The 25,778-nt window shown below is 49.2% G+C and carries 26 protein-coding genes and 2 tRNA genes; 4 read left to right on the top strand and 24 right to left on the bottom strand.

Annotation, left to right across the window (positions count from 1 at the left end; translation table 11 throughout):
• Positions 1–362 precede the first annotated feature (362 nt).
• Positions 363–893 carry an RNA methyltransferase gene (locus BW972_RS03290; RefSeq protein ID WP_007657384.1) on the bottom strand — a complete coding sequence of 177 codons (531 nt, stop codon included), beginning with the start codon at positions 891–893 and terminating at the stop codon, positions 363–365.
• A gap of 645 nt (positions 894–1,538) precedes the next feature.
• Here BW972_RS03290 and mutS point away from each other — a divergent pair.
• From mutS to BW972_RS03270, 4 genes are all read left to right on the top strand, one after another.
• Positions 1,539–4,169 (top strand): DNA mismatch repair protein MutS, encoded by a 2,631-nt coding sequence (mutS, locus tag BW972_RS03285; RefSeq protein WP_076421026.1) that lies wholly within the window; start codon positions 1,539–1,541, stop codon positions 4,167–4,169.
• A gap of 165 nt (positions 4,170–4,334) precedes the next feature.
• Positions 4,335–4,407: transfer RNA gene (locus BW972_RS03280), tRNA-Gly, on the top strand.
• Between the two features lie 81 nt (positions 4,408–4,488).
• Positions 4,489–4,572, top strand: a tRNA-Leu gene (locus BW972_RS03275).
• 419 nt (positions 4,573–4,991) lie between these two features.
• Positions 4,992–5,873: a class I SAM-dependent methyltransferase gene (locus BW972_RS03270; protein WP_234986278.1), complete on the top strand. Its 882-nt coding sequence runs from the start codon at positions 4,992–4,994 to the stop codon at positions 5,871–5,873.
• Between the two features lie 103 nt (positions 5,874–5,976).
• Here the strand turns inward: BW972_RS03270 and BW972_RS03265 are convergent, their stop codons facing one another.
• The 23 genes from BW972_RS03265 to BW972_RS03155 all read right to left on the bottom strand — a co-directional run bounded on the left by BW972_RS03265 (position 5,977) and on the right by BW972_RS03155 (position 25,757).
• The gene (locus tag BW972_RS03265; protein ID WP_007652394.1) at positions 5,977–6,258 is read right to left on the bottom strand and encodes a DUF4242 domain-containing protein; all 282 of its coding nucleotides are present in this window, start codon (positions 6,256–6,258) and stop codon (positions 5,977–5,979) included.
• A gap of 299 nt (positions 6,259–6,557) precedes the next feature.
• On the bottom strand, positions 6,558–7,883 hold the full coding sequence (rodA, locus tag BW972_RS03260) for a rod shape-determining protein RodA (protein WP_007652393.1): 1,326 nt from the start codon (positions 7,881–7,883) through the stop codon (positions 6,558–6,560).
• Positions 7,884–7,886: 3 nt separating this feature from the next.
• Positions 7,887–9,716, bottom strand: coding sequence for a penicillin-binding protein 2 (gene mrdA, locus BW972_RS03255; RefSeq protein WP_076421022.1), 1,830 nt, complete (start codon positions 9,714–9,716; stop codon positions 7,887–7,889).
• Positions 9,713–10,237, bottom strand: coding sequence for a hypothetical protein (locus tag BW972_RS03250; protein WP_007652391.1), 525 nt, complete (start codon positions 10,235–10,237; stop codon positions 9,713–9,715). The genes mrdA and BW972_RS03250 overlap by 4 nt, the downstream gene beginning before the upstream one ends.
• On the bottom strand, positions 10,230–11,093 hold the full coding sequence (gene mreC, locus BW972_RS03245) for a rod shape-determining protein MreC (RefSeq protein WP_076421020.1): 864 nt from the start codon (positions 11,091–11,093) through the stop codon (positions 10,230–10,232). Before mreC ends, BW972_RS03250 begins: the two co-directional genes overlap by 8 nt.
• A 9-nt stretch (positions 11,094–11,102) precedes the next feature.
• Positions 11,103–12,128, bottom strand: coding sequence for a rod shape-determining protein (locus BW972_RS03240; RefSeq protein WP_007652384.1), 1,026 nt, complete (start codon positions 12,126–12,128; stop codon positions 11,103–11,105).
• Positions 12,129–12,401: 273 nt separating this feature from the next.
• A complete protein-coding gene (purH, locus tag BW972_RS03235) occupies positions 12,402–13,925 on the bottom strand; it encodes a bifunctional phosphoribosylaminoimidazolecarboxamide formyltransferase/IMP cyclohydrolase (protein ID WP_076421017.1) in 1,524 nt (507 codons plus the stop codon).
• Between the two features lie 77 nt (positions 13,926–14,002).
• Positions 14,003–14,590 carry a phosphoribosylglycinamide formyltransferase gene (purN, locus tag BW972_RS03230; RefSeq protein WP_076421014.1) on the bottom strand — a complete coding sequence of 196 codons (588 nt, stop codon included), beginning with the start codon at positions 14,588–14,590 and terminating at the stop codon, positions 14,003–14,005.
• A gap of 81 nt (positions 14,591–14,671) precedes the next feature.
• Positions 14,672–15,127: a DUF1801 domain-containing protein gene (locus tag BW972_RS03225; protein ID WP_076421012.1), complete on the bottom strand. Its 456-nt coding sequence runs from the start codon at positions 15,125–15,127 to the stop codon at positions 14,672–14,674.
• Positions 15,128–15,176: 49 nt separating this feature from the next.
• Positions 15,177–15,716 (bottom strand): DUF1697 domain-containing protein, encoded by a 540-nt coding sequence (locus BW972_RS03220; RefSeq protein ID WP_076421010.1) that lies wholly within the window; start codon positions 15,714–15,716, stop codon positions 15,177–15,179.
• A 14-nt stretch (positions 15,717–15,730) separates the two neighbouring features.
• Positions 15,731–16,234: a PaaI family thioesterase gene (locus BW972_RS03215; RefSeq protein ID WP_143731823.1), complete on the bottom strand. Its 504-nt coding sequence runs from the start codon at positions 16,232–16,234 to the stop codon at positions 15,731–15,733.
• Positions 16,235–16,290: 56 nt separating this feature from the next.
• The gene (locus BW972_RS03210) at positions 16,291–16,734 is read right to left on the bottom strand and encodes a Fur family transcriptional regulator (RefSeq protein WP_007652374.1); all 444 of its coding nucleotides are present in this window, start codon (positions 16,732–16,734) and stop codon (positions 16,291–16,293) included.
• 149 nt (positions 16,735–16,883) lie between these two features.
• Positions 16,884–17,729, bottom strand: coding sequence for a geranylgeranylglycerol-phosphate geranylgeranyltransferase (locus tag BW972_RS03205; RefSeq protein ID WP_007652371.1), 846 nt, complete (start codon positions 17,727–17,729; stop codon positions 16,884–16,886).
• 114 nt (positions 17,730–17,843) lie between these two features.
• Positions 17,844–18,038: a cold-shock protein gene (locus BW972_RS03200; protein ID WP_007652369.1), complete on the bottom strand. Its 195-nt coding sequence runs from the start codon at positions 18,036–18,038 to the stop codon at positions 17,844–17,846.
• 118 nt (positions 18,039–18,156) lie between these two features.
• Positions 18,157–18,654, bottom strand: coding sequence for a KdsC family phosphatase (locus BW972_RS03195; protein WP_007652367.1), 498 nt, complete (start codon positions 18,652–18,654; stop codon positions 18,157–18,159).
• A gap of 93 nt (positions 18,655–18,747) precedes the next feature.
• Positions 18,748–18,990 (bottom strand): Fe-S cluster assembly protein IscX, encoded by a 243-nt coding sequence (gene iscX, locus BW972_RS03190; RefSeq protein WP_007652365.1) that lies wholly within the window; start codon positions 18,988–18,990, stop codon positions 18,748–18,750.
• A 66-nt stretch (positions 18,991–19,056) separates the two neighbouring features.
• Positions 19,057–19,386: a 2Fe-2S iron-sulfur cluster-binding protein gene (locus tag BW972_RS03185; protein ID WP_007652363.1), complete on the bottom strand. Its 330-nt coding sequence runs from the start codon at positions 19,384–19,386 to the stop codon at positions 19,057–19,059.
• Positions 19,387–19,496: 110 nt separating this feature from the next.
• Positions 19,497–20,276 carry a Rossmann-like and DUF2520 domain-containing protein gene (locus BW972_RS03180; protein ID WP_076421008.1) on the bottom strand — a complete coding sequence of 260 codons (780 nt, stop codon included), beginning with the start codon at positions 20,274–20,276 and terminating at the stop codon, positions 19,497–19,499.
• On the bottom strand, positions 20,273–21,499 hold the full coding sequence (locus BW972_RS03175; RefSeq protein ID WP_007652360.1) for a glycosyltransferase: 1,227 nt from the start codon (positions 21,497–21,499) through the stop codon (positions 20,273–20,275). The genes BW972_RS03180 and BW972_RS03175 overlap by 4 nt, the downstream gene beginning before the upstream one ends.
• 100 nt (positions 21,500–21,599) lie before the next feature.
• Positions 21,600–24,197 (bottom strand): cytochrome c biogenesis protein CcsA, encoded by a 2,598-nt coding sequence (gene ccsA / locus BW972_RS03170; RefSeq protein ID WP_076421006.1) that lies wholly within the window; start codon positions 24,195–24,197, stop codon positions 21,600–21,602.
• Between the two features lie 92 nt (positions 24,198–24,289).
• Positions 24,290–24,715 carry a cytochrome c maturation protein CcmE domain-containing protein gene (locus BW972_RS03165; RefSeq protein WP_076421004.1) on the bottom strand — a complete coding sequence of 142 codons (426 nt, stop codon included), beginning with the start codon at positions 24,713–24,715 and terminating at the stop codon, positions 24,290–24,292.
• A gap of 114 nt (positions 24,716–24,829) precedes the next feature.
• Positions 24,830–25,105 carry a CcmD family protein gene (locus tag BW972_RS03160; RefSeq protein WP_234986277.1) on the bottom strand — a complete coding sequence of 92 codons (276 nt, stop codon included), beginning with the start codon at positions 25,103–25,105 and terminating at the stop codon, positions 24,830–24,832.
• Entirely contained in the window at positions 25,092–25,757 is a 666-nt protein-coding gene (locus BW972_RS03155) for a cytochrome c biogenesis protein (RefSeq protein ID WP_007652357.1), read from the bottom strand. The genes BW972_RS03160 and BW972_RS03155 overlap by 14 nt, the downstream gene beginning before the upstream one ends.
• Positions 25,758–25,778 lie beyond the last annotated feature (21 nt).

Genomic DNA, 25,778 nt, shown 5'->3' with positions numbered 1-25,778 from the left:
TATGTCAAGAAAGCGCTGAGATGCTTCAGGGTGAGAAGCGACGGGGTAGTGTAGGGAATTGTGCCGGGGCTGGCTGTTGCTTTCCATCTGAGAAGATCACAGTTCGCCCCGGCTTCAACTATTAGCCACAGGTAGGACAGACTGGAAAGGTAAAGGTTTAATCTGCGGGACAGATTTCCGGGAGAAAGGAGCAGGATTAGTGCAATTTTTTAGCTATTTGTTTTTCAATGATCTGATATTTAGGCATTTGTGTGCCTGTTGATTTTTTTAAGATTGTTGTTAAAACTTTATTTGAGATAGGTAGCATAGTAAAATTCCTGCCCTCGATAGCTTGAGACGGCAGGAATTTTACATAATGGCTACTATGGCATCACCTTACTTAGAAAGTCCCACACGACCACACCGGTAGCTACTGAAATGTTAAGGGAGTGCTTAGTGCCAAACTGCGGAATTTCGAGTACAAAGTCGGAGTGATTGATGACTTCCTGTTCTACGCCAAATACTTCATTGCCGAGCACCAGGGCATACTGCTGCTTCGCTTCAGGTATAAACTCGTTTAGCTTCAGGCTATTCTCAGCTTGTTCTACTGACCCAACCTTATACCCCTGGGTTTTCAGTTGCTTCACCAGTTCCAAGGTGTCCGGCACATGCTCCCACTCCACGGATTCTGTAGCGCCCAAGGCCGTTTTTTCGATGTCACGGTGTGGTGGTTTGCCCGTAATGCCACAGAGGTATACCTTCTCCACCATAAAGGAGTCGGCGGTGCGGAAAACAGAGCCCACATTATTGAGGCTGCGCACATTATCGAGCACCAAGACTAACGGTATTTTTTTCTTATTTTTGAATTCTTCAACCGAGTCGCGGTTGAGGTCGTCCATGGAAAGTTTGCGCATTGCGATGTTGGTAATGGGTAACTGGGCAAAGGTACAAAGAAAGGGTTGGCAGAGTAAGTGATTTTAGGATTGGAATGAATGGATTGGATTTTGGTGCAAGTATTAACCCACCCCTGCCCCTCCCAAGAGGGGAATCAGCTGCTGCTATTTTACAGGTATAGCTTTGTTAATGCCCCTTGATGCATATGCACAATTGTCATCCCCCTGCCCCCTTCGAAGGGGGACTTTCTGTAGCTGGCAGTTCTCAGGTATAGCTTCGTTGTTTCAGCGACAGACCACACATACTCCACGAACCCTTGGCACGCATTGCCAGGTAACTCTCAGCCACCTACGCAGCAGACAAAGATGCCAGGTGCGCGAAACGACTATCCATTGTTTGAGCGTTCAGCGAGTTTGGATAGTCTTGATTTTTTTGCTTACTTTTTTCATCAAGGAAAAAAGTAAGGCCCGCCTGGCCAAGGCAAAAGCCAGCTATTCAATAGCACAGCAGCTATACCTGCTAAATTGCAAACGATGCAACGACAACTGTTGCTATTCCTGGCACAGGGGCCAGAGGCCCCACCATAGCAAACATAAACGTGGACGCTCGCGCCATAGCATAATAAGATTAACCGGGAAGCTACTTCCCAGAAAGAATATACAAGTATGAAAGGAGGAGACAACGGCACAGTAACCCCACTGATGAAACAGTACAACGCCATTAAGGCGAAGCATCCGGGCGCGCTGCTGCTATTCAGGGTAGGGGATTTTTACGAAACCTTTGGCGAAGACGCCGTGCGGGCCAGTAAGATATTAGACATTGTGCTGACCAAGCGCGGTGCCGGCTCGTCTTCTGAAACAGCACTGGCCGGTTTTCCGCACCATTCCCTCGATACCTACCTGCCTAAACTGGTGCGTGCTGGTGAGCGTGTCGCCATCTGCGACCAGCTGGAGGACCCGAAATCGGTAAAAGGCATCGTGAAGCGGGGTGTGACCGAGTTGGTAACACCCGGTGTTTCCTTCAATGACCAGGTACTAGAAAAGCGCAGCAACAACTATCTGGCGGCTGTGCACTTTGGTAAGACCGAGGCTGGCGTGTCCTTTCTGGATATCTCTACAGGCGAGTTCATCACGGCACAAGGTGACAAAAACTATGTGGGCAAGCTGCTGCAGAGTCTGGCCCCGGCGGAGGTGCTGTTCTGTAAGCGCGAGAAAGAGACTTTCTTCCAGAGCTACGGCCCTGACTTTAGATACTATGCGCTGGAGGAGTGGGTGTTTAGTTATGACTTCGCCTACGAGTCATTAACAAGACATTTTAGTACGACCTCGCTTAAAGGCTTTGGTATAGAGGGGATGCAGGAGGGTATTACCTCGGCGGGCGCTATCCTGCATTACCTCTCCGAAACGCACCATCATGAAATCAGCCATATCGCCACCATATCGCGACTGGAGGAGGACAAGTATGTGTGGCTCGACCGTTTTACGGTGCGCAACCTGGAGCTGGTATACCCGCAAAATCAGGACGGCGTGCCGCTGATTCAGATTCTGGACCAGACTACCACGCCGATGGGTGCCCGTTTGCTCAAAAAGTGGGTAGTGCTGCCGCTGAAGGACGTCGTGCAAATCAAGCGCCGCCTCGATACGGTGGAGGCTCTCACCAAGCACGGCGAACTACTCGACGAGTTATACCTGCACCTGAAGCAAATCAACGACCTCGAGCGCCTTATTTCCAAAGTAGCCGTGCGCCGTGTGAACCCACGGGAGCTGATGCAGCTGGCCAAGGCGCTGGACGCTATTCAGCCGATTAAGAAAATGCTGGCTGCCAGTGGTATACCTGCGCTTGTAAAACTAGCTGATCAGCTGGCGCCATGCGACGGACTCCGTGAAGAGATCAAAAATGTGTTGAAGCCGGATGCCCCGATGCTCACCAATCAGGGCAACATGATCAACGACGGGGTGAATGAGGAGCTGGACGAGCTGCGAAAAATCGCTTTTTCGGGCAAAGATTATCTGGCCCAGCTGCAGCAGCGGGAAGTACGCAACACAGGTATAAGTTCTTTAAAGATTGCCTACAACAAAGTATTCGGCTACTACCTCGAAGTAACGCACGCGCACAAAGACAAAGTGCCAGCCAGCTGGATTCGTAAGCAGACGCTGGTTAATGCTGAGCGTTACATTACTGAGGAACTTAAGACCTACGAAGAGAAAATCCTGAACGCAGAGGAGCGCATCTATACCATTGAGTTCAGCTTGTTCAACGAACTGGTGCTGCAGGCTATGGATTATGTGGGGCAAATTCAGCAAAACGCTAAGGTGATTGCCGTGATCGACTGCCTGAGCGCCTTTGCAGGTATAGCCGTGGCCGGAAACTATGTGAAGCCCGAAGTGAGCGACAGCCATGTGCTCGACATCAAGAAAGGCCGTCACCCGGTCATCGAAAAGCAGTTGCCGCTGGGGGAGGAGTATGTGCCAAATGATATCTACCTCGACAACGAAGAGCAGCAGGTGATCATCATCACGGGTCCGAACATGGCCGGTAAGAGTGCCCTGCTGCGCCAGACCGCCCTCATTGTGCTGATGGCGCAGATCGGTTGTTTTGTGCCGGCCGAGGCAGCTAACATCGGTATCATCGACAAGATATTCACCCGCGTGGGGGCCTCAGATAACCTCTCGAAGGGCGAGTCGACCTTTATGGTGGAGATGACCGAGACGGCCAGCATCTTGAATAACCTGTCGGACCGCAGCCTGGTGCTGATGGATGAGATCGGGCGCGGGACGAGCACCTACGACGGCATTTCCATTGCCTGGGCCATTGTGGAGCACCTGCACAACCACCCAAAATTCCGAGCCAAGACGCTTTTTGCCACGCACTACCACGAGCTCAACCAGCTGGCCGAAGACCTGACCCGCGTGAAGAACTTCAACGTGTCGGTGAAGGAGACGGGCGGTAAGATCCTGTTCATGCGCAAGCTGGTGGAGGGCGGCAGCGAACACAGCTTCGGTATACATGTGGCCCAGATGGCCGGTATGCCGAACAGCGTGGTGCTGCGAGCCGATGAGATCATGCACCACCTTGAGAAAGAGAAGGTGTCAGAGAACGCACCGAAACAACGGATGAAGTCAGCTCCGAAAAATAACTACCAGCTAAGCATGTTCGAGCTGCAGGACCCGCAGCTGCAGCGTGTAAAAGAGCTCATGGAGCAGCTCGATATTAACACGATCACGCCTGTAGAGGCACTTTTGAAACTCAACGAGCTCAAATTGTTGTTAAAAGATAAAGGCGAAGTGGTACGCTGAAAGGTATAGCCGGGCTGCGTCTGAATTTTTTTGAAAATTTTCTCTCTGAAAATCAGGAGGAAAACAAAAAGTAGTAGAAAATTTTAGCGCAGCCTCTTGACTTCTGAAATTTTGTCTATATCTTTGTATCACTAAATCGCTAAGGGGTTTAGGAAATGACTAAAAGCGGGAGTAGCTCAGTTGGTAGAGCGCGACCTTGCCAAGGTCGAGGTCGCGAGTTCGAACCTCGTCTCCCGCTCAAATGAAGAAGATAAAAGACGTTGTGATAAGCAACGTCTTTGTTTTTTAAAGTCACTTCTTCGGGATCAGCCCGAAGGTTGCCGGGATGGTGGAACTGGTAGACACGCAAGACTTAAAATCTTGTGAGCGCAAGCTCGTGCGGGTTCGATTCCCGCTCCTGGTACTATAGTTTAAGAAAAAAGCCCTTGTAACGGAAGTTACAGGGGCTTTTTGCATTATAGCGCAACAGACGCGCAACAAAATTGCTGGAACCGAGTCCTAAACAGCGGCAGAAGCAGGTTTGCCGTATGTGAGGGTTCAAAAGTAAACAAACAACAGAGGGTAAGCTGATCACACATGGCTGGAGCAGAGAGTAAGAGCTTCTTTAAGACAGAACGGACTGTTGCTGATATCAGGGGAGAACTATTATTGAGTTCTTTTGAAGCCTGGGCAGCGGCTATGCTACAGCACCCGCTTAACACAGGGATCCCAATCCTTTTCCTCGATTTTGAAGCCGGACAAGATGGTTGCCCATTTAATAACACCAGTCCTCCTGCTCAAATATTAAGACTCCTTTACAAAAGCACAGGTACCCGGACTGATTTGAACAGAGCCGTCAAGACTGTCTTTTACGATACTGACTCCGCTGCTTTGAGCCAATTGCAGGAGCAAGTTGAGCAATTGCCTTACTTCCCAGAGTTGCAGCACACGCCGGTCTTTTTGGGTCAGGAAACAGCAGAAGCAGACCTAAGGCAGGTGCTGGACGAAGAGCCGGCTGCTTTTACTTTTATGAATCCATTTAGAAGCGGTTTTTCGCTTAAAGGACTGTGTGATTTGCTACAGCATGGGGAAGCGGGGCTGTTCGTGCATTTCACGCTACAGGACCTGCAAGTAGCTCTGAAAAAAGCAAAAACTGATGAAACATTGGGTATGTTATTCGGAGAGCGGCTTGGCCAGCTAAAAGACTTTCAGAAGAAGAACAGGAACATCGAAAGAAGAGAGGAATACCTGTTAGACAGCTTTGAAAGCATTTTGGCAGAAAAAGGCTGCTATACCTTCCGATTCAGGATTAACCGTCCTGATAAGATGCAAACGGGTCGCTATCTGGTATTTGCCTCTAAAGTGGAGCAAGCCTATACCCGTCTCAAAGACATCATGACGCAATACAGCGATTACCAGGAAGACGGCGTGCCATTATTTGGAGCTAACCTGCAGCATCAACAGATGTCCCTGTTTCAGGAGCATTATAAGTACTCCATCGCTAATTTAGTGCAAGACCTTTCTCGGCGGGCAACAGATTATAATAACCGTACAGTGCAGCAGGTACACGAAATGCACAGCATCGGTACCCATTATATTCTAGAGAACTACAAGGAGGCTTATGAGCAGCTACTGAGGCGGGGGAAAGTGCGTTTTATAAATCCCAAGACCGGGCAGGTTATTAGCAAGCCGACTTATACCTCTAAGATCAGGTATAGCGCCTGAAGTACTATCGGGCAGATAAGACAAAGCTATACCTGCTACCTGTGCTCAGCTAACACATACCTGTATAGCGGGTCACAGTAGCTCTTGTCAGAACTGAAGCTTACTAAGCTGGTTGTTCTGCGGTGACCGGATCTATCATGGCATGCACTCTTTTTACAGAGTTTGCTGGGAAACCACCTTGCTTTGCGTGTTCCCGCACCGTTTCTTCGTCTGGCGCATTGTAAATGCAATAGATCTTGTCATCCGTCACATAACTGTGTACCCACTGTATTTTGGGGCCCATATTATCCAGGACACCACAGGAAGTCTGTGAAATGGACTGTAACTGCTCCTGCGTTAGATTACCAGCGCCCGGAACTTCTCTTTCAATTACATACTTAGGCATTTTGTTTGGTTTTAAAGTTGGCTGTAACTCGTCTCTAGCTGCAGTAACTGGTATGCGAGGGAACTACTAAATGTTAACGTTATATGCTTTCAGTAAGCTATTTCAGCCTACAGCAATTTAGTGAACAGCCGTTTTCTAAGGACCAAACTATTGGAGGTAGAAGTGCTTTGAAAGTATGCTTTACTTTTCTGTAATGTATGGCCCCTTTGGTTGAAGAGCGGGATAAAAAAGGAAGTCCGTACAGCAGGCATGCTTCTGCACGGACTTGAAAATTTTGCTCCAGGATATAAGGCTAAACCTTATCGCACCAACTCCCTGTTCCTGTTCGCATCAATGGCCAGCAGAATAAACAGCAGGATGGTAAACGACCACAGCGAGGAACCGCCGTAGCTGAAGAAAGGCAGCGGTATACCTACCACTGGCGCCAGACCAATGGTCATGCCCACGTTGATGACGAAGTGGAAGAAGATGACCGACACGACACAGTAGCCGTAGGTACGGCCAAAGACGGACTTCTGCCGCTCGGCAATGTACACGATGCGCATCATGAGCAGCAGAAAGAGCGCTATCAGGATGGTGCTTCCCACCCAACCATGCTCTTCACCGATGGTGCAGAAGATGAAGTCGGTGCTCTGCTCGGGCACGAAGTCGAACTTGGTCTGCGTGCCTTCCAGAAAGCCCTTGCCCCAGAAACCGCCAGAGCCGATTGCGATCTTGGATTGTGTCACGTTCCAGCCATAGCCCAATGGATCGGCCTCTGGGTTAATAAGTGCCTTAATACGGTTCTGCTGGTGTGGCTGCAGTACGTCATTTACGAAATAGTCTACACTAAACACCATGCCTATCACCAGCACAAAAAGTGCGATCATGGTCTTGAAGCGGCGCATCAGACGATAATCCAGGAACATGGCCAGACCCATGAGCGCGGCGATGCCAATTAGCAGGTACAGCTTAGGCACAAGCAACGTCAGGATAAAAATAGCCGCTGCTGAGCCGCCAATAATAAGGATCAGCGGCGACATGCCTTCGCGGAAGAAAGCTAATATAAAAGCACCAAACACGAGTGCAGAGCCTGTCTCATTCTGCAGGATGATAATAACCGCTGGCAGAAAGGTGATGGCAGCCAGAATCATCTGGTCTTTCATCTTCTGCTGGCGCAGACTCACTTGACTCAGATATTTAGATATGGCCAGTGCTGTGGCAAACTTAGCTAGCTCTGCAGGTTGCAGGCGAAAACCACCTCCCAGATCGAGCCAGGAGCGTGAACCAGCTACAGGGTTGGCTACTGCCAGCGTAAAGAGCAGCAGGAGTATAATGCCCCCATAAATGGGGAAAGCCAGGTGCTCGTATACCTTATAATCGACCACGAGCAGCACAATCATCAGAATCACACCGGTGGCAATAAACGTTAGCTGCCTTCCCGAGTTGATGTCGAAGCTGAAGATGTTCACCACGTTGTCAGGGCTATAAACTACAGCATAGATGTTCATCCAGCCTAGCGCAACCAGCACAAAGTAGAGCAACACGGTGAACCAGTCCAGGTTGCCGAATACGCTCGTGGTCTGGCGACGGCTGCTTGGCTGCACCACTCTCTCCTTGAGTAATCCCTGTCCTCCTGTTGGCATACCTTACTTCGATTTAATGTTCAAATACTCACGGCTCAACACCCACTTCTCCTGCTCCTTGATCGTCACGGTGTCTGTCAGGTACTTCTCGATCATCAGGCCCGCAATAGGAGCGGCTGACTGACCTCCCCACTTACCGTGCTCCACATATACAGCAATCGCAATCTTAGGGTCTTCCATAGGGGCAAAGGCCACGAACACAGCGTGGTCAGGGCCTTGTGGGTTCTGGGCTGTACCTGTTTTGCCACATACCGTTATACCTACCTTAGACAGATTGGCGCGACGAGCCGTACCAGCACGCACTACTTCGGCCATACCTTCAATGATCGGGTCGAAGTGGTGTGGCTTTACGGAAGTATAGTGGCGCTCGTAGTTCTCCGCCAAAGGCTTGCCGTCCTCGCCAATCGAGCGGATGAGGTGTGGCGTTACGTAGTAGCCCTTGTTAGCGACAATGGCCATAAAGTTCGCCATTTGCAGTGGCGTTACACCAAGTTCACCCTGCCCGATGCTGAGCGAGTAAATGGTAGAGTACTTCCAACGGTTCTTGCCATACACACGGTCATACAGATCGGTGGAGGCAATGATGCCTGACTTTTCGCCAGGTATGTCAATGCCCAGTTTCTTGCCGAAGCCAAAGGTGAGCACGTGCTCGCGCCAGTCCTTCAGTCCCAGGGAAGTATCGGTAAAGGTATTTTTGGACTTGCCTTGGTTAATCAGCGCCTTGTAAGCCTGGAAAAACCACGGGTTGCAAGAGTGCTGCACGGCACCACGCAAATCGAGTGGCGATGGGTGTGGGTGGCAATTCACAAGGGATTTGTTGCAAGCGTATGTTGTGTTAGGGTTTATAACCCCATCTTCCAGTGCTATAAGGGCCTGCGTAAGTTTAAAGATAGAGCCTGGCGGGTTACGATCAGCCATGATCGGTCGGTTGAACATGGTCTTGTCCGGGTCCTGCAGCAATGTCATGTAATTCTTGCCGTAGTCTTTGCCGGTAAACAGGTTCGGGTCGTAGAATGGGGCCGAAATATAAGCCAGGATTTCGCCGGTCTTCGGCTCAATAGCCACGATGCTGCCTTTGGCGCCATTCATCAGGTGTTCGCCATAGGCCTGCAGATCCAAATCGATGGTGCTTACCATGTTCTGACCAGCCACAGAGAGGGTGTCATAAGCACCATCTTTGAAAGAACCTTTGTCGATGCCGCGCACGTTCACCATCTTGTACTTGACGCCCCGTTTGCCCATCAGGTATTTTTCATAGGCCATTTCTATACCTGCCTTGCCGATGTAGTCGCCGGGGCGGTAGCCTGCGTAAGTGCTGTCTTCGAGCTGTTTGGGGCTTATTTCGGCGATATAGCCAAGCGCATGTCCCAGACTCCGGTGCGGGTAACCGCGGGCCGTACGGGCGTTAATGTAAAATCCGGGAAAATCGATCAGGTTGTCCTGAATATGCGCAAAGTCTTCCGTGCTCAGCATTTGCTGGAAAATAGAGGGCTTCACCCAAGAGTAGGCACGGGCTTTTTTGAAACGCTCGCGGGCGTCTTCGATTGTAATATCCAGCATGCTGGCCAGACGCAGCGTGTCGATGTTACGGGCCTCTTTAGGCACGATCATTAGGTCGTACACGGGTGTGTTCTGCACCAGCAGATCGCCGTTACGATCGTAGATCAGTCCCCGGAAAGGGTATTGGATAACCGTCTTGATAGCGTTCGTCTCGGCAGCCTGCTTGTAGCTGCTGTCAACCACCTGGATGTAAAACAGGCGCAGCGCGTAGACGATGCCTACTGCCAGGAATATCGCTTGTATGACGTACTTTCTGTTTTCGAGATAATTCATCTATTCGCTCTCTTAAGGGAGAAGAACAGTAATTGTAGGATCACCATGACCACACCTGTAAACAACACGCTCAGTAAAATTTTAGGCACTGCGGCTGATAATCCATCCAGGCTGAAAATTTCCAGCAGGAAGACAGCCGTGTGATGCGCCAGAATCAGAGTAAGCGCATAAGCCAGAAACCAGCGCCAGCCCATCACATGTATGTTCACTGAATCATTGGTATCGTAACCATCACGCGGTGTGAGAAGGTTCAAAATGAAAGGCCTTAAATAAGCCAGCAACACACTTGCCGCGGCATGTATGCCCATGGTGTCGTAAAAAATATCTACCGCAAATCCGGCTATAAAGCCCAGGAAGAGCAGCAACACACGGTTCATGTTGATGGGCAGGAACAGCAGGAAAGCAATGTAAATAAAGCTGAAGCCGGTACCGAAGAGCACCAGGCTGTCCATCAGCAGTATTTGCAAAGCTACAAACACGACAAACTGTACGATATGTCTTATACCTAAGCTGCTATTCATGGGGGAGTATACCTGCTTCTACTTCTAGTGAATCCTGTTCTGGCCTGCGTGGGTTTTCAACCACGTACACATAGGACAGCTGTGCAAAGTCAACGGCCAGTTTTACCCGGATGGTATAAAAACTCTTGTCAAGCTCGCGTTCCACCTCACTGATCGTGCCCACCATGATGCCTTCCGGGAAAACGGTGTTATAGCCACTGGTCACCACAGTATCTCCTATTTCCGGCTTGATGTGCAGCGGGATATAGTCGAGCAGGGCGGTACGGTAATCACCACCTGTCCATTTAATCGTGCCGAAGGTGTTGTCCTTCTGAATTTTGGCCGAGATCAGCATTTGCGAGTGCAGCAGCGAGGTAACTGTCGCGTAATGCCGTGAAACCGTCTTCACACGCCCCACGGCGCCATTCGGGGAAATAACGCCCATACCTGGTTTTACCCCATCCAAACTGCCTGCAGCGAGTGTCAGGTAGTTGTTGGTGCGGCGTACCGAGTTGTTGATCACCCGACCGGCATGCAAAATAAAGGGCTCTGACTTGGAGGAATCGGAAGCGGCGTAATAGGTTGTGTCGAGCTGATCGGTGCTGTCCGCATCGGCTTCCTGCCTGTAATACATTAGCTGCTGGCGCAGGACGGCATTCTCCTGTGCCAGCGTGCTGTTAACAGACGCCAGCCGGAAGTAGTCGGTTACACCACTCTGAAACTCCAGTACACGTCCTACATAGGTGTTGGCGGAGTTGAACATGGCAGCTCCCTGGTACGTGTTGTAGCGCACGATCAGGAAGATGCACAGCGCCTCCAGCAGCACGAATATAAGGAACGCACGGAACCGGTATATAAAAGCAAATAGATTCCGCATGCGGTACTACTAGGTCAGCAGGACGTTCTTGAAGCCTTCTAAGTTTTTGATGGCCGCTCCTGTGCCGCGCACCACCGCTCTAAGCGGGTCTTCGGCAATGTGGATCGGCAGCTTGGTTTTGGCAGCCAGACGCTTGTCGAAGCCGCGCAGCAAGGCACCACCGCCTGTCAGGTGGATACCGTTGTCATATATGTCGGCAGACAGCTCCGGCGGAGCGATTTCCAGCGCCTTCAGTACCGCTTCCTCGATCTTCGACACCGACTTGTCCAGCGCAATAGCAATCTCCTGATAAGTCACCTTGATCACCTTTGGTATACCTGTCATCAGGTCACGACCACGGATCTCGTAGTCAGCCGGTGGGTTCTCCAACTCTGTCAGCGCAGAGCCAACCTCGATCTTGATCTTCTCGGCAGAGCGCTCACCTATCAGCAGGTTATGCTGGCGGCGCATGTAGTCCAGAATGTCTTTGGTGAACACGTCGCCGGCAATGCGGATAGACTGGTCGCACACGATACCCGAAAGGGCCACTACAGCGATCTCAGTAGTACCACCCCCGATATCCACAATCATGGAGCCGATCGGCTGCTCCACGTCGATGCCTATACCTATGGCGGCAGCCATTGGCTCCTGGATCATCCATACCTCTTTGGCACCGGCATGCTGGGCTGAGTCACGCACGGCTCGTTTCTCCACCTCGGTTATACCTGATGGGATACAAATTACCATGCGGTGCGAAGGCTGGAACAAGCGGCGACCCGTGTCAATCATCTTGATCATGCCACGAATCATCTCCTCGGCGGCGTGGAAGTCGGCGATCACACCGTCTTTCAGCGGACGAATAGTCTTGATGTTCTCGTGGGTTTTTTCGTGCATTTGCATGGCGTTGCGACCAATAGCGAGTACACGACCCGTGGTGCGATCCACGGCGATGATGGACGGCTCGTCCACCACAATCTTATCGTTATGAATAATCAGGGTATTGGCGGTACCCAAGTCAATGGCTATATCGCTGGTAAGAAAGTTAAATAGTCCCATTCTTAGTTTGTAAAGGCGTGCGGCTGCCTGTTATATGTTTAATATACAATATTTCTAATCAAAAACTAGCCGCAAAATTAGTGATTTTCAGCGGAATTAATAATGCTGAGGCGGAACAGGTAAAAGTTTTCAATTTTTTTCTTGCCCACGTTCCATACAATTCTCTTTGATGACCTACATAACGCAGGTATAGGTATAAAATTGGATAGTGCGCTAAGTAAAAAGCCTCACCCATTTGGGTGAGGCTTTTTAGATTGCAGAGGCTATATCTGCTTAGTGCTTGAAATGACGCACGCCTGTCATCACCATCGCCATGTTGTGGGCGTCGCAGTAGTCAATCGAGTCCTGATCTTTGATAGAGCCACCCGGCTGCACCACGGCTTTTATACCCGCCTGGTCGGCAATCTCTACACAGTCCGGGAACGGGAAGAACGCGTCGGAGGCCATAACAGTGTTGCTGAGGTCAAAGCCGAAGCCCTTTGCTTTCTCGATGGCCTGGCGCAGGGCGTCTACACGGGAGGTCTGGCCCACACCGCTCGAAATCATCATTTTGTCGGTAGCAAATACAATAGTGTTAGACTTGGTGTGCTTGCAAACCTTGGCTGCAAATACTAAAGCCTTTTTCTCCTCTGCTGAAGGCTCACGCTTAGTAACTGTTTTGAAATCGGCCTCTGTCTCAGTTTTCAGGTCTTTGTCCTGCTCGATCACACCGTTAAGCAGGGTTTTAAACTGCTTGGCTGGCAACTCTACAGGCTTTTGTTTAAGCAGAATGCGGTTCTTCTTAGTGCGCAATAGGTCAAGTGCGTCAGCGTCGAAATCCGGGGCGATCAGTACCTCGAAAAAAAGCTTGTTCAGCTCCTCGGCAGCACCCAGGTCGATGGTTCTGTTGGCAATGATTACACCGCCAAAAGCAGAAACCGGGTCTGTAGAAAGTGCATTCAGGTAGGCTTCTTTGATGTTTTCACCGGTAGCGCAACCGCAGGCATTGGTATGCTTCAGAATAGCCACAGCCGGTTCTTCGAACTCAGCGCCCAGTGCTACGGCAGCGTCTACGTCTACTAGGTTGTTGTAAGAGAGCTGCTTGCCGTTAAGTTGCTCAAACAGGTCTTCCAGCTTGCCGAAAAACGTCGCTTGCTGGTGCGGGTTTTCACCATAGCGTAGCGGCGTGGCCTCACGCACACTCTGCTTGAACACGTGGATATCCTGCTCTTTGCTCAGGTAGTTGAAGATGTGCGTGTCGTAGTTTGAGGAAATGTCAAAAGCCTTGGCTGCGAAACGCTTGCGGTCTGCCAGCTCTGTTGCACCGTCTTTTTCTTTCAAAAGTTCCACCACTTCGTCGTACTGCTCGCGCGAAGACACGATCAGCACGTCCTGAAAGTTTTTGGCTGCCGCTCTGATGAGGGAAATACCGCCAATGTCAATTTTCTCAATCACATCCGCTTCTGATGCACCCGATGCCACTGTCTCCTCAAAAGGGTATAGGTCAACCACTACGAGGTCGATTGGCGGGATCTCGTACTGCTCACGCTCAGACAGGTCGCTCTCGTTGGCACGGCGGTGCAGGATGCCACCAAACACTTTCGGGTGCAGCGTCTTCACGCGACCACCGAAAATAGAAGGATAAGCAGTCAGGTCTTCTACGGCCACTACGTCAGCACCTTGCTCTTCAAGAAAAGCCTGTGTGCCGCCTGTGGAGTAGATGGTGACATTGTGCTGCTTCAGGAGCTCTACCAGTGGCTCGAGACGGTCTTTGTAGTAAACCGAGATAAGTGCGGATTTGATTTTAACAGATTGCATAGGGTATGGGCTGTTTTTAATGTGCTAATTCTTTAATAGTTTATATGCCGATGCTCGCGTAACGTACTTGGTTCGCCCTAGGGCATTTCGAGTATCAAACGTTCCACTACTTCCGGCAGGTATTTGTGCTCCAGTTGCAGTACGCGGGCTGCCAGATCCTCGGGGGTGTCGTCGGGGTGTACGGGGCAGCGCTCCTGCAGCACAAACTCACCTTTATCGTACTCTTCATTCACGCGGTGGATGGTTATACCTGATTCCTTATCGCCCGCCGTAACAACGGCCGTATGCACGTTGAGGCCATGCATGCCTTTGCCGCCGTACTGGGGCAGCAGGGCAGGGTGGATGTTGATAATGCGGTCTGGGAAGGCCTTCAGGAAGTTCTGCGGCACTAGCCACAGGAAGCCCGCCAGCACAATCAGGTCGGGCTGGAAGGACTGTACCTGCTCCAGCACTTTAGTGGAGTTGTAAAACTCGTCACGGGAAAATAAAAAAGCCGGGACGTGGAAGGTCTCGGCTCGTTTAAGGGCATACGCTTTCGGGTTGTTGGCGAACAGGGCGGCCACACGAATCTCCGGGTGGTGCTCGAAGTACTCCATCAGGCGCTGTGCATTGCTGCCCGAACCTGAAGCAAAAATGACTATATTCTTTTTAGCTGCTCGTTCCAAAGTAAGGCTTTGTAATGAAGCTGCAAATATAGCGGGTTTGGGTATAGAAGCCAGCAAAAGAACGCAGAAAAGGTATGGCTTTTATCGCTTGAGCACGCTTTCGTATAGCTCAATCCACTCCTGCGGCGTCATCTTTGAGGCCAGTTCCCCAATCAATGCCAGCGGCACATGCTCCGCCTTTTTGAAACGGATACAGCTTTTGCCCATGTCGAGTTTGAATTTGCTATGCCTGGGGTATTCTTCTTTAAACCAATTCAGGAGCACTTCATCGGCATAGATGCCCATGTGGTAAACGGCGATGTGGTTCTTCTGCGAAGCGATGCCCATAAAAGGAAGCGGCTGTTTTGGGTCGCAATGATAGCCGGCTGGGTATAAGGTGTGGGGAACGGCGTAGCCTAACATGCCATAGCCCATCACTTCTTCGAAACCAGTGGGTATATGCCTGAGAATTACAGCTCTTAAGTCAGCCATGATTTGCTGCCGCTCTTCAGGCAGCTCGGTCAGGTATAGCTCGGGTGTTGGGGCGGTAGATTGCATTTTGATTTTGTTGCTTATTACGCTTATTAGTTTCCTTGCTGTGCTCAACTTATGCCTCTTCAGCCCATTCAATCATTTTGGATATAGTATTGAAATTTCGTGTAGTGGCCGTTACCTTAAGCTTTCGCTCCAGGAAATTATTGCTAAGCTTACTGTCGCTGAAGGCTTGGGGTATATACATATAGCCTGCTGTGGAGTTAAGGCTGAGTTTCTCCGGCGCAAAGTCTTGCGCAAGCAACGCCTGTACCTTTTCCTCAGGCGGCGACTCCTGAAAAGACACAAAAAATACCCGTGTCATAAGGTATTCTTCTCCCTGAAACGGGTTATTGTCGAGCATTTTTCTGAGCTCCTCACTTGTTCTTACCACGATGGCCAGCTCCGGCCCAATGTACTCTTTTATCAGTTGGTGTACCTTCACCTCTAGCTCCTTAGCCGATAAATCACTTTGGAGCACGACATTGCCACTTTGAATCCAGGTGCGGACCTGCTGAAAGCCGGCATCAGCCAGCACCTGTCGGAGCTGTGCCATTGGCACTCTGTTTTTCCCGGTAGGCATCACACCTCTGAGCAGAACGATGTATGTTTTCATGGCAATAAAAAGCGCTATACTTTAAGTTTTGCCTTTAATGACCAGGTAAACCGAAACTCCGCTACTTTATCACCACTTTGGTCGGTGCCAATGCTGGTGGCCACTACCGTTACACCGGCACCTGTGGCTTTTGTCTGATCTGCAGCTGCCTTTATACTTGGTCCGTCCTCGCAGGTGAACGTAATTTTTCCGACTGCCTTTTTCGAGAAATCCCCTTCCATGTGCACCACCAGCATCGATACGGCAGGATCCGATTTGTATGTCTGTGCCATGCATAGCAAGCCTGTCGAAAGCTCCGCTGCCATGCTCAGGCTGGCGAAATAGATAGAGCCGAAAGGATTTTTGTTGAGGTACTTATAAGGAATCGTCACCTCAGCCCGCTCCTCCGAAATGGAGCGCACCCGCAGATCGGCCATGTAAGCCATGGGCAGCTTGGCTAGCATGAACAGCCGCAGCTTATTAGGGGATGTGGCCAGTTGGCGGAACTGGTCGGCAGTGGTTAAGGTATGTACAGCCATAACAAGGGGTTATTTAAAGGTTTTGCATACGCGTTTAGAGCCATCAGGTATGGTTGCTATGCGCTTGCCAGTTGTTCTTTTGGTTGCAGCACGCATTTATCACACACGCCTTGCACGCAAAACCGAAATTCCTCTACCTGATACCCCTCTGGCATCCGTAGTGTAGGTACATATACCTCGTTCAGACAGTAAGTATGCCCGCAGGCGGTACAGCTGAAGTGGATATGGTCATGCTGGTGCCGGTGCCGGTTGCAGGCCTGCTGGCAGAGTGCATAGCGCGTGATGCCATCGGTGCTGGGTATGCTGTGCAGCAGTCCATGCTCCTCAAATGAATGCAGGGTGCGGTACAGCGTTACGCGGTCAAACTGTGGGCCAAGCTGCTGCTCAATGGCGGCATGTGCCAGCGCATGGCGATGCTCAAGAAACAATCGAAGCACCTCTATACGGCACTTCGTCTTGCGAAGCCCATAGGCCTCGAGTAACTGGTGAAGTTTGTTCATAAGATAGGGTAGGTTCGGGTACGGGTATTCGCTGCGCAGACAAACGAACTATGTAAATAACAAAAAGCAGATCTAAAACGCAAGACCTAAGCGGCTGGCGATCTGTTGCTTCAGGAGAAAGCCCAGGTATGCCTGGAAGGGGATACAGGCTAATTGATCAAAAGCATGGACAGGATGCCGGTCAGCATAATGAACTTGCCCAGGTTGCTCAGGAATGTGAAATCTCGCTTGCGGTCGGCCCGCACCAGTTTCACCGTCATCCAGATACTCGGAAGGAGCACAAGTAGTAGCATGTATACATCAAAGCCTATACCTGTGACGGGGTGGAAGATAACCAAAAGCAGGAAAGCCTGGAAAAGTGCGATGATTGGGTATAGCGCATATTTGGCCCGTCGTATACCCAGCACAATTGGCAGTGTTCGGCAGTCAAAAGAAGCGTCGCCCCGCACATCCTCCATGTCTTTTATAATCTCCCGGATAAGTGAGATCATAAAAGCAAACACTGCATAGCTAATCGTGATGTTGTTGAGTTTACCTGCATACACTGCTACCAGCAAGAGCATGGAGGCCCCTAGGAGCGCGACGACAACATTGCCTACAAGTGGCATTTTTTTGAAGCGGGCCGAATAGCCCCAAAGTAGCAGGACAGCCCCCAGGTTTATAAGACCTACCGGAATCGAGAGCCAGAACCCGAGTGCTATCCCTATAAATGAAAGCACCATGTGTGTGAACATGGCAGGGCGCCGCCGTATGCTCTTCCCGACTACCACACGGTCTGGCTTATTGATGGCGTCGATTTTTATATCGTAGTAATCGTTGATAATATATCCTGCTGCAGCAATACACACCGTCGAGAGCGTCAACAGCAGAAAGCCTGGCGTGGCTATACCTGAAAAGTTTATACCTGCACTCAGTAAACTAGCCTGTACCAGTGCCTGACTCAAGATGATGAGCAGTAAGTTGGGAAAACGGATGAGAGACAGAAATTCTTTCAAGACAGGGTAACAGGTATGACAGCAGCAAAGTTAAAACCGGCGTGTGGTACTGCAAACAAAGGGCATAAAAAAACCCCTTGCGGGAAGGGGTTTTCTTTGCGGTGTAGAGTTGAATCAGATTCTCTGTACGTTTACCGCATTGATTCCTTTTTTGCCTTCTTGCGTGTCGAAAGCTACTCTGTCGTGCTGCTGGATCTGCAGACCGTTCAGGCCTGTCACGTGCACGAAGAAATCCTCATTTGTTTCGTCTTCGGTGATGAAACCGAAGCCTTTTGACTCAATAAAGAACTTTACTTTTCCTGTCTTCATAAAAATGAAAATAAATAATTTTTAAATAAACTGTCTGTAAGATTAAAAAATAATTATATATATGCAAATATTTATGTAAAAGAAATTTGCTATTTGATTGAAGAAAAGTATAATGCTCTCACCAAGTATCCTGCGCTTTCATGATTTTCTCAATCAGTTCACGCACAGCACCCTTGCCACCATCTTTAGTTGAAATGAATGTGCAGACATCGCGTATGTCATCTGCGGCATCAGCAGGACAGGCTCTCAAGCCGCAGCGCTGCATCGCCTCCAGATCTGGCATGTCATCGCCCATGTACGCTACTGTGGCGGGGTGTATGCCTTGCATGTAAAGGTAGTTTTCCAGCGCCTCCACTTTATCGTCAGCTCCCAGGATGATGTCCTCGATTTCAAGTTCTTCAAGCCGTACGCGCACTCCGGGCTCGTTCTTAGCGGAGATAATAGCTACATTGTACCCTTGACGTATGGCGTGTTTGATGGCAAAACCATCTTTGATGTTGAAAGCACGGACTTTCTCGCCATCGGCGAATACATAGAGAAAGCCGTCGGTAAGTACGCCGTCTACATCAAAAACGAAGGTGTTGATGCGGCTAAGGTCAGGTTGTGTGATAGACATAGTGTAAAAGAAAAAAGGTCCTTTCTGGTGAAAGGACCTTTAAAAATATAGATTTAATTTAATATAACGAATTTTTCAGGGCTGAATATCAGCTTAGTCCTGGTTGTCGCGCCACTCGTATACCCAAGCCGCCTGAATCTGCTCCAGGTGGCCTTCGTTAGACTCTTCGCGCTTGCCGACAAAATTCGGCAGCGAAAGTACCCAGTCAAGCAATTCGGTAAAGCGAACGCGGTATATCTTTGACTCGTTGAAGTCATCGCCAAACTTCTCGTACAGCGCCATGGCTATGTCCTCGTAGTCATTCCAGTGAATTGGCGGTTCATAATTCTTATCCATGTGTTTATCAGTTATTTGGATGTTCGGTTATGTGATAAGCGGTTTTGGCCGGTGATCGGTGGCGGATTAGTGTCCCAGGAAGTCTTGTGGCGGTATGGTCACGACAACATCTTCGTTGCCCTGCACCACACATTGGCAACCCAGGCGGGAGTTGATGCGCGGGTCCACGGCACGGTCAATGTAATCCTCCTCTTTGTCAGTAATCTCAGGCAGGTCGTCCATACCCGATTCAATGTATACGTGGCAGGTACTGCAGCCGCATACGCCGCCGCAGTTGTGTTGCAGCTTGATGTCATTATTTAGGGCCACGTCCAGCACCGACTCGCCTTCCACCGCAGGGTGAACCTGGTCAGGCGAACCATCGCTAAACTTAAAGGTTATATTTACAACTTTCATCTGTCTTTCTATTTAAGGTGCAAAGTTATGAAACCCGCCCCCCGATTCAAAGCCGGGCGCTTTATACCTTCTTCGAATAAAACAGTATGACCGTTGAATAGGTTACAGGTTTACTCCTTGGGGTGCTGAACCTGAATACTTTGGGAGAGCAGTTGGTATACCTGCTGGTAGAGCGGCTGGTCTTGCAGCAACTTCAAATGCTCTTCTATTACATTTTGGTCTTGGCGCACTGCAGGACCTGTCTGTACATCGAAAGGGTGCTGTTGCATGGCCTTGGCGATGGTTTCCTGGATGAGGGGCTGGAGCAGCGTATAGGGTAAGTCTGCCTGTTGGAGCAACTCCCGGCTTATGCCTAGCAAGTGATTGGTAAAGTTGCAGGCAAACACTGCCGCCAGGTGGAGATGTTTTCTCTTTGTAGAACTTACCTCGTATACCTGTTCTGAAATACTATTTGCTACGAGCTGTAAGGGATGTAATGTTTCTGGCACGGTAGCTTCCAAAAGGATTGGGATATTTTTGAAGTCAACCGGTTTAGACTTGGAGAATGTTTGCAACGGATAAAAAACACTTGTCTGTGCGCCTGCTATACCTCGCAATGCTGCTAGCGGCTGCGAACCTGAGGTATGAGCTACGATAGCGCCCGCGGGCACCTGCAACTGTGCCGCTACTGAAGCCAGCGCCGCATCGGGCACTGCAATCAGGAACAGTTCAGCGTCAATGTTTCTCATGTCTAATGAGTCCAGTGTCATAGCTGACACTAACTCTTCCGCCAGCTCTTTCCGATGGGATGGGGTTGGGCTATACACTGCTACTATCTTATGTCCAGCTTGTTGCAAAGCTTTACCCAAGTGCCAGGCCACGTTGCCAGATCCTATGATGGATGTGTTCATGGGGTTGTTTGATGCTGCCTGATGACTTCTTGGTATAGATTAATTAGCTGTGGAATTACAGCTTTTTTAGAATATCTATTTAAGAAGTCTTGTCTTATGGCATGAGCGTCATACATGTCATAGTTTTTCATCATAAACAATATAGCAGCAGCAAGTTCATTTGGGTTGTTTTTTTCAATTAATATCCCATTTATATCTTTTACAATGGTTTCTGGTCCACCACACCTTGTAGCAATAATTGGCTTACCGCATGCAAGTGCTTCTATGTATACTATTCCCATACTTTCATCATGGCTCGGGAGTACAAAGGCGCTTGCCTGTTGATGCTCATTCCTAGCTCTTTCCCTTGTTAGAGGTCCAAGCCATTCTATGCAATGCTCAATATTTAACTTCATTGCCATAGCCTTGTATTCTTCGATAAGTGGTCCAGTTCCACCAATTCTAAAGGTTGCATTTATACCTTTTTGAGACAAGATTTTAATAGCATACAGAAGCACATCGATTCCTTTTCGGGGAATAATTTCACATACAGTAAGAAAAGTAAACTTAGAAGGCAATGACAATTTAGAGATGTTATTTAGTGACTTAAATAAAGTTTCATCTATAAAATTGGGTATTGTTTTTACATTTGGCAAACCCATCGAAATCATCGTCTTCCTAAGTGATTCTCCAACAGCAACATTCGCAGCGGCCTGCATGTATGGTTGTCTATAATAGCTAGTTAGATTGCCTTGCTTATCGGTATCATAGTGACTAGGAAAAGGTATCATGTGTTCAGTAATAATATAAGGTATATGTAATTTTCTGCCTAATTCAAGTGCGATGCGGCCTGCGGGGTAACCTACGTGTGCATGAATTAAGTCAACTCGCCCATACTGTTCTACAAATTGCTCAATATTATTCATATTGGCACGAATTATACCTTTCAAGTTTCCTTTAAATATTTTTCGTGACCATATATAAGTAGGAGATTTATATATGGTCAAATTTGGTATTATAGCAGTGCTTGTGGAAACTAAGCTGGCCGAAAAAATCTTGGGTATGTTCCATATATGGTCTTTTAACCATAGTAATGTTTGGTTATCCTTTTGTCCCCATAAGCTTACCCCAATATTTATGTTTGGAACGAAGCCACACAAATTATAAGTTTGTTCTTCTATAAAAGTACCATTGAGTGGATTGTCTTTACTAGGGTACCAAGAAGGAATTATAAATACGTTCATAGGTTAGTGACTTCATTAAATAATTCTGGAAAGGTAAGCTAATAAACAAATAAGGCAGGCTTTTTACAAGCCTGCCTTATTCAACTATGGTTCAATATAATTACGCCACCTGTGCTTTTCTCTCCTCCTTCACTTTTGCAGTTTTCCCTTCGCTACCATTGCCTTCTTTATTACGGCGAACAATCGCCATAACAAAACCGATAGACATGATAATGGTACCGATCCACAGGATATTAACAAATGGCTTCTCCATCGCTTTCAGGATGATGTAGTCTTTCTGCGTCACATTCACACCGATCTTGAACTTGTGATTCTCCGTGTCGATATTCAGGAAGGTGATGCGTATACCCAGGTCTTCGATGATTTCTGGTACACGACCCATCATCTGGTCTTTGATCATCAGCACAGGGTGGGCGTGGTAGTTCTTGCGCTCGCCCATGATCTTCATGGCAGCCTGAACCGCTACGTCGCCTTCGGCCAGTTGCACACCTGGCACTTGCTCAATTTGTTCGATGCCATTGAATACTGTAATGTAATCGTTGATAACTAGCGTGTCACCAGCAGAAACTTCATACTCCTGCAACTCACCCCAGTCCTTCTCTTCGTTCGGGTCTGGTACAGTGGAAACGTGGGTATACAGATCCTTGCCAGCAAAGTGCTTGATGTCAGGAGAGGCTAACAGGCCCATGTTCGGGTTCACTTGCGCTCTTGGGTATAGCACGAAGTTTTCCTTCTCGCTTGCATAGCTCACCTCGTAGTAAGTATTCTCCGGAGAAATCAAATCCAGCGTGTCGCCTGTCTCGAAATATACCTTGTCTTTTACCTGAATTCGGCCACGGGCGATGGCTTTGTACATGTCATCGGTCTGGTACAGGAGTTCCTTGTTCACATAGCCTGGCACACCTTTCACTTCCTGGAACTGACCATGGTAGCTTACCTTGAAGCGATCCATCTGCACAGGGGTGTTGCGCCACAGGAGCACATTGTCGCGGTTAATCTCGTCCGGGAACTCACGTGAGTAAAGCATACCGGAGTTATTCTGTGAAATGATGTTGGAGTAGCCTGAAGAGAACAGGATACCGATCAACATCAACGCTATACCGATGTGCGCCACAGCACCACCTGACAACGTTATTTTTTTCTGTAACAAACCAAGTATGATGCTAAAGTTGGCGAATACTGCGAACAGTGATACCACAAACAACAGGATGTATACCGGGTTGTCGAGCTTGAAGGTGAAGATATCGAACTTGTTAGACAGGATAATTACCAAGCTGGCAAACAACAATGTCAGCATCAGCGGCATGGTGATGGCGTCTTTGAAGCTCTTCTTGTTCGCCTTTTTCCACCACAGCAACTGGCCTATACCTGTCAGGATGGCGATGGCTACACCTGCCCATAATTGGAACTTGGTATAATGCGCAATCTGGTCTGCAGGCAGAGCTGCGTTTGATTCTATACCTATGAAACCAAGGAAAGAGTTGTAAACAGGTATAGAAGTCGTTACGAGCACTTGGAAAGCTGCCAGGCATAGCACGGCAGCACCGATGAATACCCAGAACTCCGCGCTATAAGTTGAAAGCTCTTTCTCTGTCGTCGGGATCTTCTTCCAGTTATATACCAGCAAGCCGATGGCGAGCACTGTGAAGGCCATCATATACGTGAACAACTGCCCTGACAAACCTAAGTCGGTGAAGGAGTGCACGGAGGCGTTGCCCAGGATACCGCTACGTGTCAGGAAGGTCGCGTACAGAATCAGGACAAAAGAGGTGATCACCAAAATGAACGTAGCGCGCAAACCTTGCTTGCTGCGGCGGTAGGCGATCATGGTATGTATACCACCCACCAGTACAAGCCACGGAATGTATACCGCATTCTCAACCGGATCCCAGTTCCAGTAACCACCGAAGTTTAGCGTCTCATAGGCCCAGTAAGCACCCATCATAATACCGATACCCAGCGTTACGGCCGCAAAGTGCGACCAAGGAAGCGCAGGACGAATCCACTCACTGAACTTGCCTTTCCAAAGACCAGCAATGGCGAAAGCAAACGGAACAAGCGAAGCAGCATAGCCCAAGAAAAGGGTCGGCGGGTGAATCACCATCCAGTAGTTCTGCAACAGTGGGTTCAGGCCCGTACCGTCGGCAGGCTTAAAGTTCGGGTCCATGGCAAACACCGGAGCGTCAGCCATGAAGTCGCGCATGAGGATGAAAGGGGAGGAGCCCAGCTTGAAATCGCCGATCACCACACCCAGAATCATGGAAGAGATGAAGATCTGCACGAAAGAGAAGATGGCCATCACAGGCGCTTCCCATTGTTTGTTCTTCTTGCCAGCGTTCATCAGCACCACGCCCAGGGCCACATGCCAGAACATCCAGAGCAGGAAAGAACCTTCCTGGCCTTCCCAGAAACAGGAGATCATGTAGTGCACCGGCAGATGGTTAGACGAGTGGCTCCAAGCGTAATAGTACTCGTAGCGGTGCTCGTAAATGATGTTGAAAAGGCTGAAGATAATGGCTACTACCGCAATCGCATGCACATAAAAGGCACCGCGTGCTAGTTTGCGCCAGCTGGTGTCGCCGCTCTCTTCGGTTTTTTGGCGCGCGGCCATAAAATAAGCATAGGAGGCTACAATGGCCGCTACAAAAGCAACAATAACACTCGCGTGGCCAAAGTCTCCGATTAGCGTATTAATCATTTCTGATAGTTAAAAGTTTAAAGTTAAAAGTTATGAGTTGTGCGGTGCTAAGAGTCTCACTTTTAACTCTTAACTCTCAACTCTTAACTTATTTACAGGGCTGCGGTGTTGGTTTGAATTTCGTTCTCCGTGTACTTAGACGGACACTTGAGGAGGATTTTGTCAGCCACGAACACTTCGTTCTGCATGTTGCCTGTAATTACAACTTGCTCAGAGCGTTCGAAGTCCTGTGGTTTTGGGTTGAAGTAAACTACACGCTGTTCGAAGCGGTTGGTATCCACAAGCGTGAAGGCGAAGTAGTTCGGGTCCTTCATCGGTTCATAATGCATGCCCACAATGTGGCCCTGATCATCTTTTTTGAGACGACCTACCACGTGTACTTTGGTAGAGTTACCGTCTTTGGCCAGCTCAATGGCATCGCCAAATGAAACATAGGTACTCGCGTCGCCAGCCGTGGTCATGATGATGCCAATGGCCATGGCGATAACGATAATGCCGATGATGTGTGACTTTTTCATCTTTATCTGATTATAGATACTCTGTTTCTGTTAGCCTAACACACGATAAGACGTTTTAAATCCATCGCAAATAGGGATATTTATCATTTTTTGCTCTTGTCGGGCAAAAAGAAATTAGCGGTTCACGTATTCGTCTTTCAGCTGTTTTTCCAGACGGCCTACTTTACGGTCGAGGGCAATCAGGTAGAACAACACGCCAGCTAACACAGTAAGCAACACGGCTACCACTACGTAAATCTTACCGTCCTGACGCAGGGTGTCGGCCATTTCGATGTTTTGCTGCGGAGCCGACGAGAACTCCACCATCTGGTCTTGGGCTATGGCTGGTTCAAAGGCCAGCAGCATACCCAGCATAAAGCAGCAAATGGCCAGTATTCTAAACATTTTCATATAATCGTTGTCTCAGTAATTCGAATCTTGATTTGACGTTTACGATCCAGATGCCTAGTAGCGTCCAACCCAGCACAGCAGGGTAGAACACCAGTCGAAGGCTACTATCCAGGTCGTAAGCGTTAAAGCCAGGGTTGCCACCATTGCCTGGGTGAAGCGAATCAGTCAGGCGGGGCAGGATGAACAGCAAAGGGATAAGGGCTGCGAATGCAAAGATGTTGTACACGGCGCTGATACGGGCACGTTGCTGTTGCTCGGCAAAAGAGCTGCGCAGCACGAGGTAGGCAAAGTAAATCAGCAAGCCAATAGCCGCACCGTTCTGTTTTGGGTCGTTGCTCCAGTACTCGCCCCACGTAAACTTGGCCCATTCCATACCTGTCACGATGCCAAGCACACCGAACAGAATGCCTACTTTAGCGGCTTCGTGCGCGATGATGTCGTTTTTGATGCTCGGCTTGCGCAGGTATTTAATAGAGTACACTACCGACACCAGCAGAATTAGAATCATCCCGAACCACATCGGCACGTGGAAGTACAGGTTTCGGATAGTCTCGTTCAGGATAGCCAATCGGGGAACATCCGACAGCATACCTACCGCCACGGTAAACACCAGCAGCAGCACGGTCAGTATTTTCCACCAGTTCTTCTTCATGTTCCTTCTTCTCTTGTTGAT

Source organism: Pontibacter lucknowensis (genome assembly GCF_900156415.1).
GTDB lineage: Bacteria > Bacteroidota > Bacteroidia > Cytophagales > Hymenobacteraceae > Pontibacter > Pontibacter lucknowensis.
This window is presented reverse-complemented; position numbering and strand designations above follow the sequence as displayed.

What these genes read in the sequence shown, in the direction of transcription:
- BW972_RS03290 (WP_007657384.1), bottom strand. Translation starts at nt 893, where the DNA reads ATGCGCAAACTTTCCATGGACGACCTCAACCGCGACTCGGTTGAAGAA.
- mutS (WP_076421026.1), top strand. Translation starts at nt 1,539, where the DNA reads ATGAAAGGAGGAGACAACGGCACAGTAACCCCACTGATGAAACAGTAC.
- BW972_RS03265 (WP_007652394.1), bottom strand. Translation starts at nt 6,258, where the DNA reads ATGCCTAAGTATGTAATTGAAAGAGAAGTTCCGGGCGCTGGTAATCTA.
- rodA (WP_007652393.1), bottom strand. Translation starts at nt 7,883, where the DNA reads ATGCCAACAGGAGGACAGGGATTACTCAAGGAGAGAGTGGTGCAGCCA.
- mrdA (WP_076421022.1), bottom strand. Translation starts at nt 9,716, where the DNA reads ATGAATTATCTCGAAAACAGAAAGTACGTCATACAAGCGATATTCCTG.
- BW972_RS03250 (WP_007652391.1), bottom strand. Translation starts at nt 10,237, where the DNA reads ATGAATAGCAGCTTAGGTATAAGACATATCGTACAGTTTGTCGTGTTT.
- mreC (WP_076421020.1), bottom strand. Translation starts at nt 11,093, where the DNA reads ATGCGGAATCTATTTGCTTTTATATACCGGTTCCGTGCGTTCCTTATA.
- BW972_RS03240 (WP_007652384.1), bottom strand. Translation starts at nt 12,128, where the DNA reads ATGGGACTATTTAACTTTCTTACCAGCGATATAGCCATTGACTTGGGT.
- purH (WP_076421017.1), bottom strand. Translation starts at nt 13,925, where the DNA reads ATGCAATCTGTTAAAATCAAATCCGCACTTATCTCGGTTTACTACAAA.
- BW972_RS03225 (WP_076421012.1), bottom strand. Translation starts at nt 15,127, where the DNA reads ATGCAATCTACCGCCCCAACACCCGAGCTATACCTGACCGAGCTGCCT.
- BW972_RS03220 (WP_076421010.1), bottom strand. Translation starts at nt 15,716, where the DNA reads ATGAAAACATACATCGTTCTGCTCAGAGGTGTGATGCCTACCGGGAAA.
- BW972_RS03215 (WP_143731823.1), bottom strand. Translation starts at nt 16,234, where the DNA reads ATGGCTGTACATACCTTAACCACTGCCGACCAGTTCCGCCAACTGGCC.
- BW972_RS03210 (WP_007652374.1), bottom strand. Translation starts at nt 16,734, where the DNA reads ATGAACAAACTTCACCAGTTACTCGAGGCCTATGGGCTTCGCAAGACG.
- BW972_RS03200 (WP_007652369.1), bottom strand. Translation starts at nt 18,038, where the DNA reads ATGAAGACAGGAAAAGTAAAGTTCTTTATTGAGTCAAAAGGCTTCGGT.
- BW972_RS03195 (WP_007652367.1), bottom strand. Translation starts at nt 18,654, where the DNA reads ATGTCTATCACACAACCTGACCTTAGCCGCATCAACACCTTCGTTTTT.
- iscX (WP_007652365.1), bottom strand. Translation starts at nt 18,990, where the DNA reads ATGGATAAGAATTATGAACCGCCAATTCACTGGAATGACTACGAGGAC.
- BW972_RS03185 (WP_007652363.1), bottom strand. Translation starts at nt 19,386, where the DNA reads ATGAAAGTTGTAAATATAACCTTTAAGTTTAGCGATGGTTCGCCTGAC.
- BW972_RS03180 (WP_076421008.1), bottom strand. Translation starts at nt 20,276, where the DNA reads ATGAACACATCCATCATAGGATCTGGCAACGTGGCCTGGCACTTGGGT.
- BW972_RS03175 (WP_007652360.1), bottom strand. Translation starts at nt 21,499, where the DNA reads ATGAACGTATTTATAATTCCTTCTTGGTACCCTAGTAAAGACAATCCA.
- ccsA (WP_076421006.1), bottom strand. Translation starts at nt 24,197, where the DNA reads ATGATTAATACGCTAATCGGAGACTTTGGCCACGCGAGTGTTATTGTT.
- BW972_RS03165 (WP_076421004.1), bottom strand. Translation starts at nt 24,715, where the DNA reads ATGAAAAAGTCACACATCATCGGCATTATCGTTATCGCCATGGCCATT.
- BW972_RS03160 (WP_234986277.1), bottom strand. Translation starts at nt 25,105, where the DNA reads ATGAAAATGTTTAGAATACTGGCCATTTGCTGCTTTATGCTGGGTATG.
- BW972_RS03155 (WP_007652357.1), bottom strand. Translation starts at nt 25,757, where the DNA reads ATGAAGAAGAACTGGTGGAAAATACTGACCGTGCTGCTGCTGGTGTTT.